The following is a 15197-nucleotide window of genomic DNA, read 5'->3' on the forward strand; positions in this document are numbered from 1 at the left end:
GGGCCCCCCCCCCCCCCCCCCCCTCTTCTCATGTCCGCCGCCCGCGGATCAGCGGCCGCGCCGCCACGGTCCCGTGACGGCCAGCATGATGCCGGGGTCCTGGAGGTTGGCGAACAGCGTCCGCCCGTCCGGCGAGAAGCAGACGCCCGTGAACTCCGAGTACTCCGGTTCCTCGGCCGTCCCGAGGTTCATCTCGTTGCGGGCCAGCGGGTACGTGCGCCCCGACTCGGTCGCGCCGAAGAGGTGCTGCAGCCCCGAGCCGTCCTCGGCGATGATCAGACCGCCGTACGGGGAGACCGTGATGTTGTCCGGGCCGTCGTACCCGCCGTCCACCGACGGGTCGGCGTTGACCCCGAGCAGGACCTGCAGCCGCACCGTGCGCCGCTTGGGGTCGTAGAACCACACCTGGCCGTCGTGGGCCGCGCCCGGGCTCTCCTCGCGGGCGTAGGAGGAGACGAAGTACGCCCCGCCGTCGGCCCACCACATGCCCTCCAGCTTGCGCGCGCGGGTCACGGCCGCCTCCCCGAACTGCTTGCGCACCGCCGCGGTGCGCGCGTCGCGGTCCGGGACCGGCACCCAGTCCACCCCGTAGGTGGTGCCGATCTTCGTCGCGCGCGAGAGGTCGTCGACGAACAGCCCGGCGCTGTCGAAGCACTTGGCGGCCGCCAGCACACCGGCGTCGTCGGCGAGCGTACGGAGCTTGCCGCGCCCGTGGCGGAAGCCGCTCGGCGGGGTCCAGCGGAAGAGCAGCCCGTTGGGGTTGGAGGCGTCCTCGGTGAGGTAGGCGTGGCCCGTCCGCGGGTCGATGACCACGGCCTCGTGGTCGTAGCGCCCGAACGCCTTGACCGGCTTCGGGCCGAGGTTGGCGCGGCGGTCGTGCGGGTCGACCTCGAAGACGTAGCCGTGGTCCTTGGTCATCCCGTTCTTGCCGGCGAGGTCCGAGTTCTCCTCGCAGGTCAGCCAGGTGTTCCAGGGGGTGGAGCCGCCCGCGCAGTTGGTCGACGTACCGGAGATGCCCACCCACTCGGCGACCTCGCCGCCGCGCCGGACCTCGACGACCGTGCAGCCACCGGCCGCGGCCGGGTCGTAGACGAGGCCCTCGGTGAGCGGGACGGGGTGCTTCCAGTTCGCGCGGGGGCCCTTCAGCTCGTGGTTGTTGACGAGGAGGGTGACGCCCCGGTGGCCCTCGAAGGCGGCCGTGCCGTCGTGGTTGGACGGGGTGATCTCGCCCGAGTCGAGCGTGGTGACACCGCTGTGGGTGATCACGCGGTACGTGAACCCGGCGGGGAGGGCCAGGATGCCTGCCGGGTCGGGGACGAGCGGGCCGTAGCCGGGACCGTGGCCGTGGCCGTGGCCCTGAGTCAGGTCGGCGTCCTGCTGTGCGCCGTCGTCCGCGGCGAGGGCCCCGGGGGCGGTGGCGAGTGCGCCGACCGTTCCGGTGAGGGCGACTCCCGCACCCGCGAGTGCGGTGCGGGTGGTGAAGTCTCTGCGGCTGAGCGGCATCGGGTCTCCAGGGGTGGGGAGGTGGTGCGCCTGTCGTGCGGTCGTCGGCGCACACGCTCCCGCCCGCACGTGAACGCCGACTGAACTACCCGGGAAAACGAACCGACCCCTTCACCGGTGTCCGCGTTGGCCGAGTACCTTGCGGGAACGGCTGGTTACCAACGCCTCAAACACCCCGGGAACGCGCCTTGAACGCAGCCTTCCGGGCCTCCTTGGCGGCCTTCTTGTCGGGGTGCAGCCGCCCCATCGCCTCCAGCACGTAAGCCGTCGCCGGGTGCTCCACCCGCCAGGCCTGCTCGAAGAACCCGGCGTGATGGGCGGTCAGCGACTCGATCAGGAGCGGCAGCTCCGCCTCCGCGCTCTCCCCGTCCTCGGCTCCCCCGGCTCCCCCGCCGCTCGCGCCGCCCGTCGCGAGCTGCGCCGCGATCGTGTCGACCGTCAGCCAGAACACCATCTCCTCGTCCGGCGCCGGTACGTCGGCCACCCCGCGCTCGGCCAGCCAGACCCGGGCGAGCCCGCCGAGCTCCGCGTCGTCCAGTACCGCGCGGACGGCCTGCTCGGCCTCCGCTCCGGTCGGAGCGAGGGCCTGTTGACAGCGCAGCCGGCGCAGCGGGGCGCCCGGGTCGGCGCCGCGGGCGGCGGCGAGCAGCTCCGTGACGGCTTCGGGTACGGGGCGGTCGGCCAGCCACTGTTCGATCTCGGCCTGGGCGGCGGCCTCGGAGTAGTGGGAGACCACGTCGAGCAGGACGTCAGCGCCCTTGCCGGCCAGTTCGCCGACGGCCGGGGCCTCGACGCCCGCCTCCAGCATGCGCGCCCGGATTCCGTAGAGCCCGAGGGGGGTCAGGCGCACCAGCCCGTACCGGGAGACGTCCTCCTCCTCGGGAGCCGCGCCGGGGCCCGCGGCCGCGAGGAACTCCTCGTCCTCGGCCTCTGCCATCAGCGCCTCGTCGACGGGGCGGAACTCGACCAGCCCGATCGGCTCCAGCTGCCGGAACTGGTCGTCGAGGCGCATCATCGCGTCCGAGACCTGCTCCAGTACGGCGTCGGTGGGGTCACCCATGTCGTCCGGCACCACCATCGAGGCGGCGAGCACCGGGAGCGGAACCGGGCCGTCGGCCGTGCCGCCTTCGGCCACGGCGAGCAGGTAGAGGTTGGCGAGGACCCCGTCGAGGAAGTCGGCCTCGCGGCGCGGGTTCCAGTCGAGCTGGTCGAAGTCGATCTCGCCGCCCGCGTCGAGGGCGTCGACGAGGTCGTCCAGGGCGGGTACCGCCGCGTCCGCGAGGACGGTGTCCAGGGCCGCCAGCCACAGGTCGAGCACGTCGCCCGGGGTTCCGCCGGTCACCAGTGCCAGGTCCTCGCCGGGTTCGGCGGTGCCGAACTCCCGGTCTCCTTCGGACGCTTCCCCGGAGGCGGAGCCGTCCTCCTCCGGTTCGGTGACGTCGACGAGGCCGGTGTCGACGGCCACCCGCCAGGCCTGGCTCGCGTGGGCCGCGGAGTCCTCGTCTGCGGGGTCGAGGCCCAGCAGGGCCACGGCCTCGGGCAGTTGCCCGGCGACGAGCTCGCCACCGGTGTCCACGCGGGTGTCCGGTCCGGCCCAGCGGGCGAGGCGCACGGCGCGGGCGAACAGCGGGGCGGCCAGGGCTTCGCGGGCCAGTTCCGCGTCGGGGAGCAGCCGTACCGGCGGCAGCGTGGGGTGCGAGTCTGCGGACATGGGGCGGTTCTCCTCGCGGGCACGGGTTGTTCGGGTACGGGTGGTTCGGGTTGTTCGGGTACGGGTGATTCGGGCGGTTCGGGTACGGGTGATTCGGGTGGTTCAGGTGCGGTTGGTCGGGTGGTTCGGGTACGGGTCGTACGGCGCCCCAGAGTAGACGCATTTCGGGCGCGCCCGGCGGCCCCTCCCCTTTGGTTCATCCCACAGTCAACCTCCGTATTCCCTGTAGGGCTTGACAACTTTGCCGGCCACGAAGGAAATTGACGCGCGTAGATATCTGCTTCCTCCTCCACACACCGGAGTTCCCGCCCATGCGCTCCTCGCATCCCCGTTCCGCCGCCGTCGCGGCCCTCGTCGCCACCGCGCTGGCCACCGGCCTGCTCGCGGGCACCGCCGACGCGGCCGAAGGCGCCGTGTCCGCCGATCCGATACGCATCCACGACATCCAGGGCACCACCCGGATATCCCCGCTGGTCGGCAAGCAGGTCGCCGATGTGGCGGGCGTCGTCACGGGGGTTCGTACGTACGGTTCGCGCGGCTTCTGGATCCAGGACCCGGATGCGGACGACGACGACGCCACCAGCGAGGGCGTGTTCGTCTTCACCAGCTCGGTCCCGACCGTCGCGGTCGGTGACGCCGTCACGGTCTCCGGCCTGGTCGGCGAGTACATCCCCGGTGGCGTCTCCTCCGGCAACCAGTCGGTCACCCAGATCTCCAAGCCCGTCGTGACCGTGGTCTCCTCGGGCAACGCACTGCCCGCGGCCACCGCCGTCAACGAGTACTCGGTCCCCTGCGCGTACGCCCCGGAGGGCGACCCGGCCGCCGCCGGCAGCATCAACGGCCTGGCCCTGGAGCCTTCGCGCTACGCCCTGGACTACTACGAGTCCCTCGAGGGCATGAACATCGCGATCGGCACCTCGCGCGTGGTCGGCGCCACCGACCCGTACGCCGAGCTGTGGGTCACGGTGAAGGGCTGGGAGAACACCGCCAAGCGCGGCGGCACGGTCTACGGTTCGTACGACTCCCAGAACACCGGCCGCCTCCAGATCCAGCAGCTCGCGCCCCTCGCGCAGCAGCCGTTCCCGGTGGCCAACGTCGGCGACAAGCTGACCGGCCCCACCGAAGGCCCGCTGGACTTCAACCAGTTCGGCGGCTACACCCTGGTGGCCCGCACCCTCGGCACGGTCAAGGCGGGCACCCTCGCCCCGGAGAAGACCAAGGCGCAGGCCTCGAACGAGCTCGCGGTGGCCACGTACAACGTGGAGAACCTCGACCCGTCCGACCCGCAGGAGAAGTTCGACAACCTGGCGAAGGCCGTCGTCGAGAACCTCGCCTCCCCCGACATCCTCGCCCTGGAGGAGATCCAGGACGACAACGGGGCCAAGAACGACGGCACGGTCTCGGCCGAGGCCACCCTGACGAAGTTCACCGAGGCCATCGCGGCCGCGGGCGGCCCGGCCTACCAGTGGCGGACCGTCAACCCGGAGGACAAGAAGGACGGCGGCGAGCCCGGCGGCAACATCCGTCAGGTGTTCCTCTTCAACCCGGCGCGGGTCTCCTTCACCGAGCGCGCCCCGGGCGACGCGGTGACGGCGACCGGTGTGGTGAAGGAGAACGGCAAGGCCGCCCTGACCCACTCCCCCGGCCGGATCGACCCGGCGAACCCGGCGTGGGTGGACAGCCGCAAGCCGCTGGCCGGCGAGTTCGTCTTCCGCGGCAAGACGGTCTTCGTGATCGCCAACCACTTCGGTTCGAAGGGCGGCGACGAGGGCCTGGCCTCCTCGCACCAGCCTCCGGTGCGCTCCTCCGAGGCCAAGCGGCTGCTGCAGGCGCAGGCCGTGAACGGCTTCGTGAAGGACATCCTGGCGGTGGAGAAGAAGGCCGCGGTCCTCGTGGTCGGCGACATCAACGACTTCGAGTTCTCCGACACGACCAAGGCGCTGGAGGACGGCGGGGCGCTGTACGCGGCGATCAAGTCCCTGCCGCGGCCGGAGCGGTACTCGTACGTCTACCAGGGCAACGCGCAGGTCCTCGACCAGATCCTGACGAGCCCGGGCATCAAGCAGTTCAGCTACGACAGCGTGCACATCAACGCGGAGTTCGCGAACCAGAACAGCGACCACGACCCGCAGGTCGTGCGCTTCCGCCCGTAACGGCGGCGTCGAAGGGGCCGGGCCGCACCGCCGCCCGGCCCCTTTGGCATGATCCCGGCATGATCTTCCGTACCGCAACGCGTCAGGACCTGCCCGCCGTACTCGCCCTGCTGGCTCAGGACGAAGACCCGGCCGGAGCCGGGGCCGAGGCCGGAGCCGGGGCCGTGCCCCCGCCCGTCGAGCCGGTCTCCGAGGCCCACGAGCGGGCCTTCGCCGCGATCGCGGAGGACCCGCGCAACGAGATGCTGGTCCTGGAGGCGGACGGGGACCTCGTCGGCTGCCTGCAGCTGACGTACGTCCCGGGTCTCGGCCAGGGCGGACGGGAACGGGCCCTCGTGGAGGCCGTACGGATCCGCGCGGACCGGCGCGGCGGGGGGCTCGGGGCCCGCCTGATGGAGCTGGCGGCGGACCGGGCCCGCGAGCGCGGCTGCGGCCTGATGCAGCTCACCAGCAACAAGCGGCGCACCGCCGCGCACCGCTTCTACGAGCGGCTGGGCTACGCCCGGAGCCACGAGGGCTTCAAGCTGTCGCTGCCCTAGCCGGGGCACCGTCCGGGGCCCTCATGGAGACCGGAGGCCGGACGGTCGGGAGCCGAGGTAGGGACCTTTGGCCCTGGCGTGACACTCAGCACATCCCTACCCATTCGGGCGGTTCTGGTGTTGAGTGTCCCCACGCCCGATCTTGTACCGCACTCCAGGACTCCTTTGGAGGACCGCGTGTTCCCCTCCATCTCCCTCGCTCAGGAAATCGGCATCGCCGTCCTGCTCGTGGCCGCCGCCGTCTGGCTGATCGGCCTCGGCCACATGCTGTGGGACAGCCGTTTCCACCACCCGGAACCAGGCGCCTTCGAAGGCCTCTCGGTCATCCCCGCCCAGCGCGGCACCTCCGTCCACCCGATGGAGTCGGTGGAACTGACCGAGGCGGAACAGCAGGCCTTCGCCGGCCTGGTCCGCACGATCCCCCTGCACTGACCGCCGCCCGCCGGACCCCCGGCCCGCGCGGTCCCCGCGTGCGCGAAGCCCCTCCCCCGCTCGGGGCGGGAGGGCGCTCACCACGCACGGCGCCCTCCCACCCCGACGGGTGGGAGGGCGCCTGCAGGACCGGACCGGGAACGGTCAGTTGTGGCTGTGCAGGACCTCGTTCAGGCCGCCCCAGGCCGCCTTGTACGGGCGGGCCTCGACGGCGCCGCTGACCGAGTTGCGGCGGAAGAGGATGTTGTTGGCGCCCGAGAGCTCCAGGGCCTTGACGATCTGGCCGTCCGGCAGGGTGACGCGGGTGCCCGCGGTCACGTACAGGCCGGCCTCGACGACGCACTCGTCGCCCAGCGCGATGCCGACGCCCGCCTCGGCGCCGATCAGGGTGCGCTCGCCGATCGAGATGATCTGCTTGCCGCCGCCCGACAGGGTGCCCATGGTGGACGCGCCGCCGCCGATGTCGGAGCCGTCGCCGACCACGACGCCCGCGGAGATCCGGCCCTCGACCATGGAGGTGCCCAGGGTGCCGGCGTTGAAGTTGACGAAACCCTCGTGCATGACGGTGGTGCCCTCGGCGAGGTGCGCGCCCAGGCGGACCCGGTCCGCGTCGGCGATGCGCACGCCCTTGGGAGCGACGTAATCCGTCATCCGCGGGAACTTGTCGATCGAGGTCACCTGGAGGTGCAGGCCCTCGGCGCGGGCGTTCAGGCGGACCGTCTCCACCTGGTCGATCGCGACCGGGCCGAGCGAGGTCCAGGCGACGTTGGCCAGCAGGCCGAAGACGCCGTCCAGGTTCTGGCCGTGCGGCTTGACCAGGCGGTGGCTGAGCAGGTGCAGGCGCAGGTACGCGTCGTGCGCGTCCAGCGGCTTGTCCTCCAGGGAGGCGATCACGGTGCGCACCGCTACGACCTCGACGCCGCGGACCGCGTCCTGGCGGATCGCCTTGGGCGCGGTGGCCCCCAGCAGCTCCACGGCCTGCTCGGCGGTGAGGCGCTCGGTGCCGGCCGGGCCGGGCTCGGCAACCAGCTGGGGGGCGGGGAACCAGGTGTCGAGGACGGTGCCGTCGGCGGTGATGGTGGCAAGTCCGGCGGCGACGGCGCCGGTGGTACGCGTAGCAGTCATGCCCGAAACCTAACCGGCGACGGCCCGCGGTCGCGAACCGGTCTCATGTGCCGGGCGCGGGTCGTGTCGCGCCGGGTCCTCCGCGGGCCCCGACGCGGGGGCCGCCGCGGGCTCCCGATCCGCGAGCGCCTCCCCCGCAGGTCGCAGCTCCCGCGGGCCCTGCGCCTCCCGCACCGACATCCACAGCACCGCCCCGCCCGCCCCCGCCGCCAGCACCGCGCACAGCGGCCACAGCAGCCCGGGCGCCGCGGCGTACAGGGCCCCGCCGAGCGGCCCGCCGAGTACGACGCCACTGGCCGACACCCCTGCGTACAGGCTCTGGTAGAGCCCGATGGCGTGCGGGGGCGCCTGGTCGGCGACGTAGGCGGTGGCCGGGGTCTTGTAGAGGATCTCCCCGAGGCTCAGCAGCATCATCATCGCCACGGCGGGCCCGATCCCGGTCCCGAGCAGGAGCGCCCCGTACCCGGCGCCGACGAGCAGCAGGCCGACGCCGATGACGCGCAGCGGCGGGCGGGTGCGCAGGGCGAGGGCGGCCGGGAGTTCCAGGAGGAGGATGACGGCGCCGTTGACGGCGATGATCAGCCCGTAGACGCCGGTGTCCAGGCCGTGGTGGGCGAGGTGGACCGGGAAGGTCGAGTACTGCTGGCGGTAGATCACGTCGACGACGAGGATCGCGGCCAGCAGGACGAGGACGGCGGGCCTGGCCCGGAGCTCCCCCCACACGCCGCGGCCCAGACCCCCGTCCGGGGCCGCGGCGGGGGTGTTCGCGGCGCCGCTCGCCGGGACGACCCGGGCGGTCCACAGGGCGAAGACGAGCGTGCCGATGCCGTCGGCGACGAAGAGCCAGTCGTAGGAGAGGCCGGTCGCGATCAGCGCGCCGAGCGGCGCTCCGAGGGTGAAGCCCCCGTTGGACACGCAGCGGACGACGGCGAAGGACTGGCGGCGCGCCCCTTCGGGGACCATCACCGCGACGAGGGCGGCGTTGGCCGAGCGGATCGCCCCGATGGCGTACTGGGCCGGCGGCAGGGCCGCGTAGAGCGCGGCGGTGGGCAGTGCCGGCAGGAGGACCAGGGCGCCGCCGGCGACGGCGGAGGCGATGAGCAGGACGCGGCGGTGGCCGTGGCGGTCCCCGAACCCGCCGCCGGTGAAGTTGCCGGCGACCAGGCCGATGCCGCCGATTCCGGTGATGAGGCCGGCCTCGGTGACGGAGAGTCCGCGCGGGCCGGTCAGGTACACGAAGACGAAGACGAAGGTGAAGCTGGACACGGCGTTGACGAAAACGCCCGGCGAGAGCAGCCACACCGCTCTGGGCACGTCCTTGAATCCTCGCAGCACCAGCCGACCCCCGAGTGAGTTCCCTTTGGGAACGGACTATGCCAGCATGACAACCTCGGGTCAACGGACATAAAGGAGTGCCCATGGCCCAGCGCACGCACCTCGACGACGCGGACTGCTCCATCGCCCAGGCCCTCGACGTCGTGGGCGACTGGTGGACGCTGCTGATCGTGCGCGACGCGGCACGCGGCGTGCACCGCTTCGACGAGTTCCAGCGCGAACTGGGCATGTCCCGCAAGGTGCTGACGGAACGGCTGAAGCTGCTCGTCGAGGCGGACGTGCTGACCCGCGAGCCGTACCAGGACCGCCCGGTGCGCTACGCATACCGGCTGACCCCGCGCGGACGCGGGCTGCTGCCGGTGCTGGTCGCCCTCCAGGACTGGGGCGACACCTGGATCCTGGGAGACGGAGAGATGACGGCGACGACGCACGAGACCTCGCGCGAGGCGGTACGGGTCCACGCCCTGCGCGGCACCCGGCTGCCGGAGCTGACACTGCCGGACCGTTTCGGCGAGCTCCGCGACCCGGTGGCGGACACGCCCTTCACCGTCCTGTACTGCTTCCCGGGCGCGTTCGCCCGGTCCGAGTCCTACCCGCCGGGGTGGGCCGGGATCCCCGGGGCACGGGGGTGCACCCTCGAATCGTGCACCTACCGGGACCAGCTCGGGGAGTTCACGGCGGCGGGTGCGACGGTGCACGGGGTGTCGACCCAGCGGCCGGACGAGCAGCGGGAGTTCGCGGAGGCGGAGGGGCTCCGCTTCCCCCTCCTCTCAGACGCGGAGCTCGGACTCGTGACGGCGCTGCGGCTGCCGACGTTCCGGGCGGGGGGCATCAGCCGGCTGAAGCGCCTGACGCTGGTCGTGGACCGCGACCGGACCGTCCGCGAGGTCTTCTACCCGGTCCGGGACATCGAAGCGAGCGTGGCGGCCGCCCTCGCGGCGGTCCGCGGCGCGTAGCCGGGGGCCGCACCCGTCCCCGGGGGCCGCCACCGGACCGCCTTCAGTCCCGCAGCACCCGCCCCAGGATCCCGCAGGCGTACGCCTCGTCGTACTCCGCCCCCGTCAGCAGGACCTGCAGGCTGATCCCGTCCATCACCGCCACCAGCGCCCGGGCCGTCGCCGGGTCCACCCGGTCCGACAGGGCCGTGGAGACGGCCTCGTACCATTCGGCCGCCACGGGGCGCAGCGCGGGGCGGCGCAGGGCGGCCAGGTAGAGCTCGTACTCCAGCTCCGCCCGCGCCCGGTCCGCCCCGAGGAACTCGCCCAGCAGGACGGCCAGGGCGTCCGCCAGGTCCGCGTCCGGATCGGCCAGCACCGCAGAGTCCGCGACCGTGCGGGCGAAGCCCTCGTTGGCCTGGCGCAGCGCCGCGACCAGCAGGTCGTCCAGGGTCTTGAAGTGGTACGTCGTGGAGCCGAGCGGTACGTCGGCCTCCGCGGCCACGCTGCGGTGGCTGAGCCCCGCGATGCCGCGCGCGCCCACCACTCGGATCGCCGCGGCGATGATCCTCTCCCGCCGGTCCGGGTCGTAGCGGCGCACCGAGCCGGCCATCAGCGGACGAGTCCCGTCACGGCGGCGGCGGCGGGTGACTGGCGAGGCATGCGTACGACAGTACACACGGCCGGAGGGCACGGCCGTACGCGGCATGGTCTGGCACCCGTACACCCCGTACAACCTTTCGCCCGCCCGGCACGTCTCCTCTCCGAACCTTGATCACTCGTCAACTCCTGGAAGGACACACATGAGGAAGCGCAGCCTGGCCGCCCTGTGTACGGCCACGGCGCTCGGGGTCGTCCTTGCGATTCCCACGGCCGCCCTGGCGGCCGACCCCCATCCGTCCGGCTTCAAGGCCTGGACCGACGGGACGCGGATCCACCTGGACTTCGGCAGCGCCCCGCTGCCGAAGCACCTCAAGGCGCAGATCCGCAAGGCCGGCAGCTCCACCCCGGTCGCGACGGTCACCTCGTTCGAATCCACGCCGGACGAGGACCCGTGCAGCCCGTCCTGCGAGGACGACACCGACCCCGAGACCGGCATCCGCTCCGCGCCCCTGCGCCTGGCGGACCTGGGCACGTACAGCGTGGACGTCGTGTACGACGGCACCCTGAGCGAGCCGATCGTGCACAAGGACAAGACCACCCTCACCTACGGCCTGATCCCCCGGGTCACCGCCCTCACCGTGGTCGGGAGGCCGGACGTCGAGCACCGGACGGTCACCATCAAGGCAGATGCCGTCGGCCGCGACCCCCGCAACGACACCGAGCAGCCGCTGCCCAACGGCAAGCTGATCCTGGACACGGCTGGGGCCTCCACCCCGCTGTTCACCGACGCCGCGGGGCACATCGAGACGCCGTTCACCTTCACCGGCGCCGAGAAGAACGAGGCGTCGAGCGGGACGGGGGTCCGTGTGACCCTGCGGCCGGAGAACGAGCAGGCGAACAGCCCGCTCGGCCAGTCGCGCGACATCCACACCACCCAGGGCCCGGCCTCCAGGATCACCCTGGACACCGCCAAGGTGAGCGCGCCGGACGGCTCCAAGGCTCCGGTGAGCGGCCGGCTCACCTTCAAGGGCGCCGACGGCACCATGAAGCCGGCGCCCGCCGGAACCTGGGTCCAGTCCAGGAACGGGGGCAGGACGCAGACCGGCGAGGACGGCCGGTTCACCGCACAGATCCCGGTGGACGGCAGGATCTCCGGGTTGGTCACCCTCACCGGCTCGGCCTGGCTGGCGAGCAGCTATGCGACCGTGGCCGTGGACCCCTCGACCAGCGCCGGTTTCCACGGGGGCCTGACCACCACCGTCACCCAGGACCGGAAGGTCTCCCTCACCGGCAGGCTGTCCGCGTACGACCTCCCTGCGCCCGCCAAGTTGAAGGTCCTGGTGGAGTTCCAGCGCAGCGGCTCTTCGGAGTGGATCACCAAGGCGACCCGGGAGGGCGCCGCCCCGGCCGGCGACAGCACGCGCGCCGTCACGGCGGCGCTGCCTTATCCCGGCCCCGGCTACTGGCGGATGCGGTACGTCGGAACCCCCGAGATCCCCGCAGGTCCGGCGGGGATGTCCAGTCTCGCGGCCCGGGTGAACACGGCGATCCCGGAGTTCAACGCCGCCCCGGAGCCGGTCAAGGCCGGCCGGCCGATCACCGTCACCGGCAAGCTCACCCACACCCGGTACTCCAACGAGACCACCTGGAGCGGGTACGGCAACCAGCCTGTCCGCATCTACTTCCGCGCGACCGGCACCACCACATGGGCGGCGGCGGGCACCACCACGACGGCGGCCGACGGCACGTTCAAGAAGGCCTTCACGGCCACCAAGGACGGGACCTGGCAGGCCCGCTACGACCAGGCCGCGTACGACCACTTCGCCGCCACCAGCCGCGAGGACCTCGTCGACGTGCAGTAGCCGCGAGGAACAGCACGCACTGATGCCCCGCCGGCATTCCGGCGGGGCATCAGTGCGTGGTCCCCCCAAGGTTCAGCAGCACGACCCCGGCGATCACCAGCGCGATGCCGCCGATCTTCGCGGCCGTCGCGGCCTCCCCCATGAAGACCATGCCGATCGCGGCGATCGCGGCCGTGCCGACACCGGCCCAGATCGCGTACGCCGTCCCGACCGACATCGACTTCAGGGTCTGTGCGAGCAGCGTGAAGGCGATCACGTAGCCCACCAGCGTGATCAGCGAGGGCCACAGCTTGGTGAAGCCTTCGCTGAACTTCATGGCGGTGGTACCGGCGACCTCGGCGACTATGGCCGCGGCCAGGAGGAGATAGGGCATGCGTACAACCGTACACAACGATGCGTACACCCGTACACAGATAGCGCGGACACCCGCACAACGCTCAGCGGCGGCATCGAGAAGCCGGTGCCCACGTCCCGGCGGGGTGCGGTCATTTCCGCGCGGCGACGGGACTTCCCCGGCGCCCGCGGTTACGGTGTGCGCCGCGACCGGGAACGGGAGGGCATCCGCATGGACGGGCACTGGACCCACTGGGGCGGTGGCTGGCCGGCGCCGAGCCCGCCGAGACCGGGCGTGATATCCCTGCGGCCCCTGAGTTCCGGCGACATACTCGGCGGCGCCTGCGCCGCCCTCGCCCGGTACTGGGTCCCGCTGGTCGGCGCCATGCTCCTCGGCCAGCTCGCCGCGCTGCTGCTGCTCGCCGCGGCCGCCCTGGCCGCCCTCGCGCTGCACGTCCGGCCCGTCGACGTCCTGCTTCCCGCCGCGGCCCTGGCGACCCTGCTGACCTGCGCCCTGGCCTCCGCCCTGACGGGCGCCGTGCTCCGCCCGGCAGTCCTCGGCCGCCCCGCCAACCGCCCGTACGCTGCTGCGCGCCGCCCGCCCCCGCTTCGGGGCCGTCCTCGGCACCCAGCTCCTGGTCCTCGGCGCCGTGGCCGGACCGGGCGCCGCCGTCCTGGCCGCCGGGCTGCCCCCGCTGGTGGCGGCGGCCACCCTGCCGGCCGCACTCGGACTCGGGGTCCTGTGCGCGCTCGCGCCCACGGTCGCCGCCTGCGAGGGCCTCGGCCCGCTCGGCGCCCTGCGCCGCTCGGCCCGCCTGGTGCGCGGGGCCTGGTGGCGCACGCTCGGCCTCACGGCACTCGCCGCCGCGCTCGCGCTCGCAGCGGCGTACGCCGTCCAGTTGCCCTTCGCCTTCGCCGGGGCGCTCAGCCTGATCCCGGCGCTGGACGGCGGCTTCGTGCACGCGGTCCTGACCGCACTGGGCGCGATGGTCGCCCAGACGCTGCTGCTCTGCTTCCCGCAGCTCAGCGCCGGCCTGCTCTACACGGACCGGCGGATCCGCCGCGAGGACCTGGCGGCGGAGCTCACCGGGCAGTCCGCGCAATCCGGGGAGTTCAGTTCAGCGTGAACCAGGCCGCGCGGGACTTCTTCCACTCCGGGTGGGTGAGGTCCTTGGCCTCGGTGCCGTCGCCGTACAGGTCGGCGGAGCCGCTGTCGGTGATCAGCTGCACCCGCGCGCCCGCGACCGACACGTCGGGAACCGCCACGATGGCCTCCCAGCCGCCCGGGTCGGTGGTCGGCAGGTCGGCCCGCTTGACGGGGGCGTGGCCCGCGATGCCGTCCCACTGGTAGAGCGCGTACGGGTCGGAGTTGTCGTCCGCGGCCCAGGAGCCGGCCAGGATCAGGTACTGGTCGGCGGCGTTCTTGCGGATGTCGCGGATGGCGAGCCCGCCGAGGTCGAGCTCGATGCCCGCGCCGAAGGTGGCCTTGGTCCCGCTGGAGATCACCTTGTCGAAGTTGGTCACCGGCACGACCAGCGCCTTGCCGCCGATCACCGCGGGGGCGAGCGGGGCGCGGAAGCCCAGGTAGGCGGTGGTGGTGGAACCGGGGGCGAACTCCAGCCCCTCCACGTTGAACCCGTCGATGCTCTTCGGGATCTTGCCGGCCGCCGTGCCCGCCGCGAAGCCGTAGCGGTTCCCGTTGGCCGTGTCCCAGGCGATCAGGTCCTCGCGCAGGCCCTTGTAGGCGGAGCCGAAGACGATCTCGGTGTCGGCGCCCGTGCCGGTGAGCCGGGTGGTGAAGACGGTGTTGCGCTCGGCCTTGTACTTGCCGTCCTTGTTGTTGCCGAGCGAGCCCGTCCAGTAGACGGTGTCGCCGACGCGGGCGGCGGCCTCGATGTCGGCTTCCTTCTTGATGCCGAGCGCGGGGCCGAGGTCCCAGGACTTCACGGGGGCGCCCGAGCGGGACCGGTCGTACAGGCGCAGCACGTTGGTCTCGTCGTCGGCCACCAGCGCGTAGCCGCCGCCGACGTCCACGGCGGCCGAGGAGTCGGCGGAGCCCGTGAGGTAGCGGGTGGAGAAGGAGCTGGTGCCCACCCGGGCCGAAGCGGCGTAGGAGAGGGTGGCCGTGGCCGTCTTGCCGCCGCGGCCGGTCACCCGGAGGGTCAGGTCGGTGTAGCCCTGGGCCCGCGGGCGGACGGTCAGCTCGCGGTCGCCGTGGCCGGTCCGGTCGATGCGCACGTCGCCGGGCCCGGCGACCGACGGGTTGCTGGAGGAGAGGACGTCGACCTTGAGGAAGGCGGCGGGTATTCCCTCCTGCGCGATGTCCACGGTGACGCCCGGGTCGCCGATCGCGCCGACGGCCCCGGAGAGGTGACCGGCGGAGAGGGCGATGGTCGGTTCGGCGGCGGCTTCCTGGGCGGCGTGGGCGGGCGCGGCCAGTCCTGCGGCGAGCAGGGCGGCGGCCCCGGCGGCTCCCACGGCACCGAGGCGGCGTGCCGGTGAAGGGCGAACGGTCAACGGAGGTCCTCTCGTCTGCGCCGTCACGTCGTGACGGCCGTCGAGAAGATTCGGCCACCGTGGCCAACTCCCGGTGCACGCGGCCCGTCCTCCGGGAAAACAGACGACCCCCGGCACACCCGTGCCGGGGGTCGTTCGTTCACTCGGCC

At 72.8% G+C, this 15197-nt stretch carries 13 protein-coding genes; 6 read left to right on the top strand and 7 right to left on the bottom strand.

All coding sequences use genetic code 11. From position 1 onward, the window contains the following. Nucleotides 1-48: 48 nt before the first annotated feature. Together ACFVX6_RS28240 and ACFVX6_RS28245 are read right to left on the bottom strand one after the other, a co-directional pair. Nucleotides 49-1503, bottom strand: coding sequence for an alkaline phosphatase PhoX (locus tag ACFVX6_RS28240; protein WP_389696101.1), 1455 nt, complete (start codon nt 1501-1503; stop codon nt 49-51). A 166-nt stretch (nt 1504-1669) separates the two neighbouring features. Further along, nucleotides 1670-3214, bottom strand: a complete 1545-nt coding sequence (locus ACFVX6_RS28245; RefSeq protein WP_389696102.1) for a hypothetical protein — start codon at nt 3212-3214, stop codon at nt 1670-1672. Between the two features lie 311 nt (nt 3215-3525). Between ACFVX6_RS28245 and ACFVX6_RS28250 the strand changes: the two genes are divergently transcribed. From ACFVX6_RS28250 to ACFVX6_RS28260, 3 genes are all read left to right on the top strand, one after another. After that, nucleotides 3526-5367 carry an endonuclease/exonuclease/phosphatase family protein gene (locus tag ACFVX6_RS28250; RefSeq protein ID WP_389696163.1) on the top strand — a complete coding sequence of 614 codons (1842 nt, stop codon included), beginning with the start codon at nt 3526-3528 and terminating at the stop codon, nt 5365-5367. Nucleotides 5368-5426: 59 nt separating this feature from the next. Next, nucleotides 5427-5906, top strand: coding sequence for a GNAT family N-acetyltransferase (locus tag ACFVX6_RS28255; RefSeq protein ID WP_389696104.1), 480 nt, complete (start codon nt 5427-5429; stop codon nt 5904-5906). A 177-nt stretch (nt 5907-6083) separates the two neighbouring features. Next, the gene (locus ACFVX6_RS28260; RefSeq protein ID WP_266876878.1) at nt 6084-6338 is read left to right on the top strand and encodes a hypothetical protein; all 255 of its coding nucleotides are present in this window, start codon (nt 6084-6086) and stop codon (nt 6336-6338) included. A gap of 144 nt (nt 6339-6482) precedes the next feature. Here the strand turns inward: ACFVX6_RS28260 and dapD are convergent, their stop codons facing one another. Both dapD and ACFVX6_RS28270 read right to left on the bottom strand, forming a co-directional pair. Continuing rightward, nucleotides 6483-7463, bottom strand: coding sequence for a 2,3,4,5-tetrahydropyridine-2,6-dicarboxylate N-succinyltransferase (dapD, locus tag ACFVX6_RS28265; RefSeq protein WP_112449505.1), 981 nt, complete (start codon nt 7461-7463; stop codon nt 6483-6485). Between the two features lie 9 nt (nt 7464-7472). Further along, on the bottom strand, nt 7473-8795 hold the full coding sequence (locus ACFVX6_RS28270) for an MFS transporter (protein ID WP_389696165.1): 1323 nt from the start codon (nt 8793-8795) through the stop codon (nt 7473-7475). A gap of 86 nt (nt 8796-8881) precedes the next feature. Between ACFVX6_RS28270 and ACFVX6_RS28275 the strand changes: the two genes are divergently transcribed. Continuing rightward, nucleotides 8882-9754 carry a winged helix-turn-helix transcriptional regulator gene (locus tag ACFVX6_RS28275; protein WP_389696107.1) on the top strand — a complete coding sequence of 291 codons (873 nt, stop codon included), beginning with the start codon at nt 8882-8884 and terminating at the stop codon, nt 9752-9754. 43 nt (nt 9755-9797) lie between these two features. Here ACFVX6_RS28275 and ACFVX6_RS28280 read toward each other — a convergent pair whose 3' ends face one another. Further along, on the bottom strand, nt 9798-10346 hold the full coding sequence (locus ACFVX6_RS28280; RefSeq protein WP_389696109.1) for a TetR/AcrR family transcriptional regulator: 549 nt from the start codon (nt 10344-10346) through the stop codon (nt 9798-9800). A gap of 190 nt (nt 10347-10536) precedes the next feature. On the opposite strand from ACFVX6_RS28280, the gene ACFVX6_RS28285 reads away from it, so the two are divergent. Then, nucleotides 10537-12198 (top strand): hypothetical protein, encoded by a 1662-nt coding sequence (locus tag ACFVX6_RS28285; protein WP_389696111.1) that lies wholly within the window; start codon nt 10537-10539, stop codon nt 12196-12198. A 49-nt stretch (nt 12199-12247) separates the two neighbouring features. Here ACFVX6_RS28285 and ACFVX6_RS28290 read toward each other — a convergent pair whose 3' ends face one another. After that, the gene (locus ACFVX6_RS28290) at nt 12248-12571 is read right to left on the bottom strand and encodes a DMT family transporter (protein WP_389696113.1); all 324 of its coding nucleotides are present in this window, start codon (nt 12569-12571) and stop codon (nt 12248-12250) included. Nucleotides 12572-13181: 610 nt separating this feature from the next. On the opposite strand from ACFVX6_RS28290, the gene ACFVX6_RS28295 reads away from it, so the two are divergent. Then, nucleotides 13182-13658, top strand: a complete 477-nt coding sequence (locus tag ACFVX6_RS28295; protein ID WP_389696114.1) for a hypothetical protein — start codon at nt 13182-13184, stop codon at nt 13656-13658. On the opposite strand, the gene ACFVX6_RS28300 is transcribed toward ACFVX6_RS28295, so the two are convergent. Beyond that, nucleotides 13645-15048, bottom strand: a complete 1404-nt coding sequence (locus ACFVX6_RS28300; protein WP_389696116.1) for a DUF3616 domain-containing protein — start codon at nt 15046-15048, stop codon at nt 13645-13647. The two genes, ACFVX6_RS28295 and ACFVX6_RS28300, sit on opposite strands and share 14 nt — an antisense overlap. Nucleotides 15049-15197: the final 149 nt, after the last annotated feature.

The organism is Streptomyces sp. NPDC058289 (genome assembly GCF_042880975.1).
Classification (GTDB): domain Bacteria; phylum Actinomycetota; class Actinomycetes; order Streptomycetales; family Streptomycetaceae; genus Streptomyces; species Streptomyces stoeckheimensis.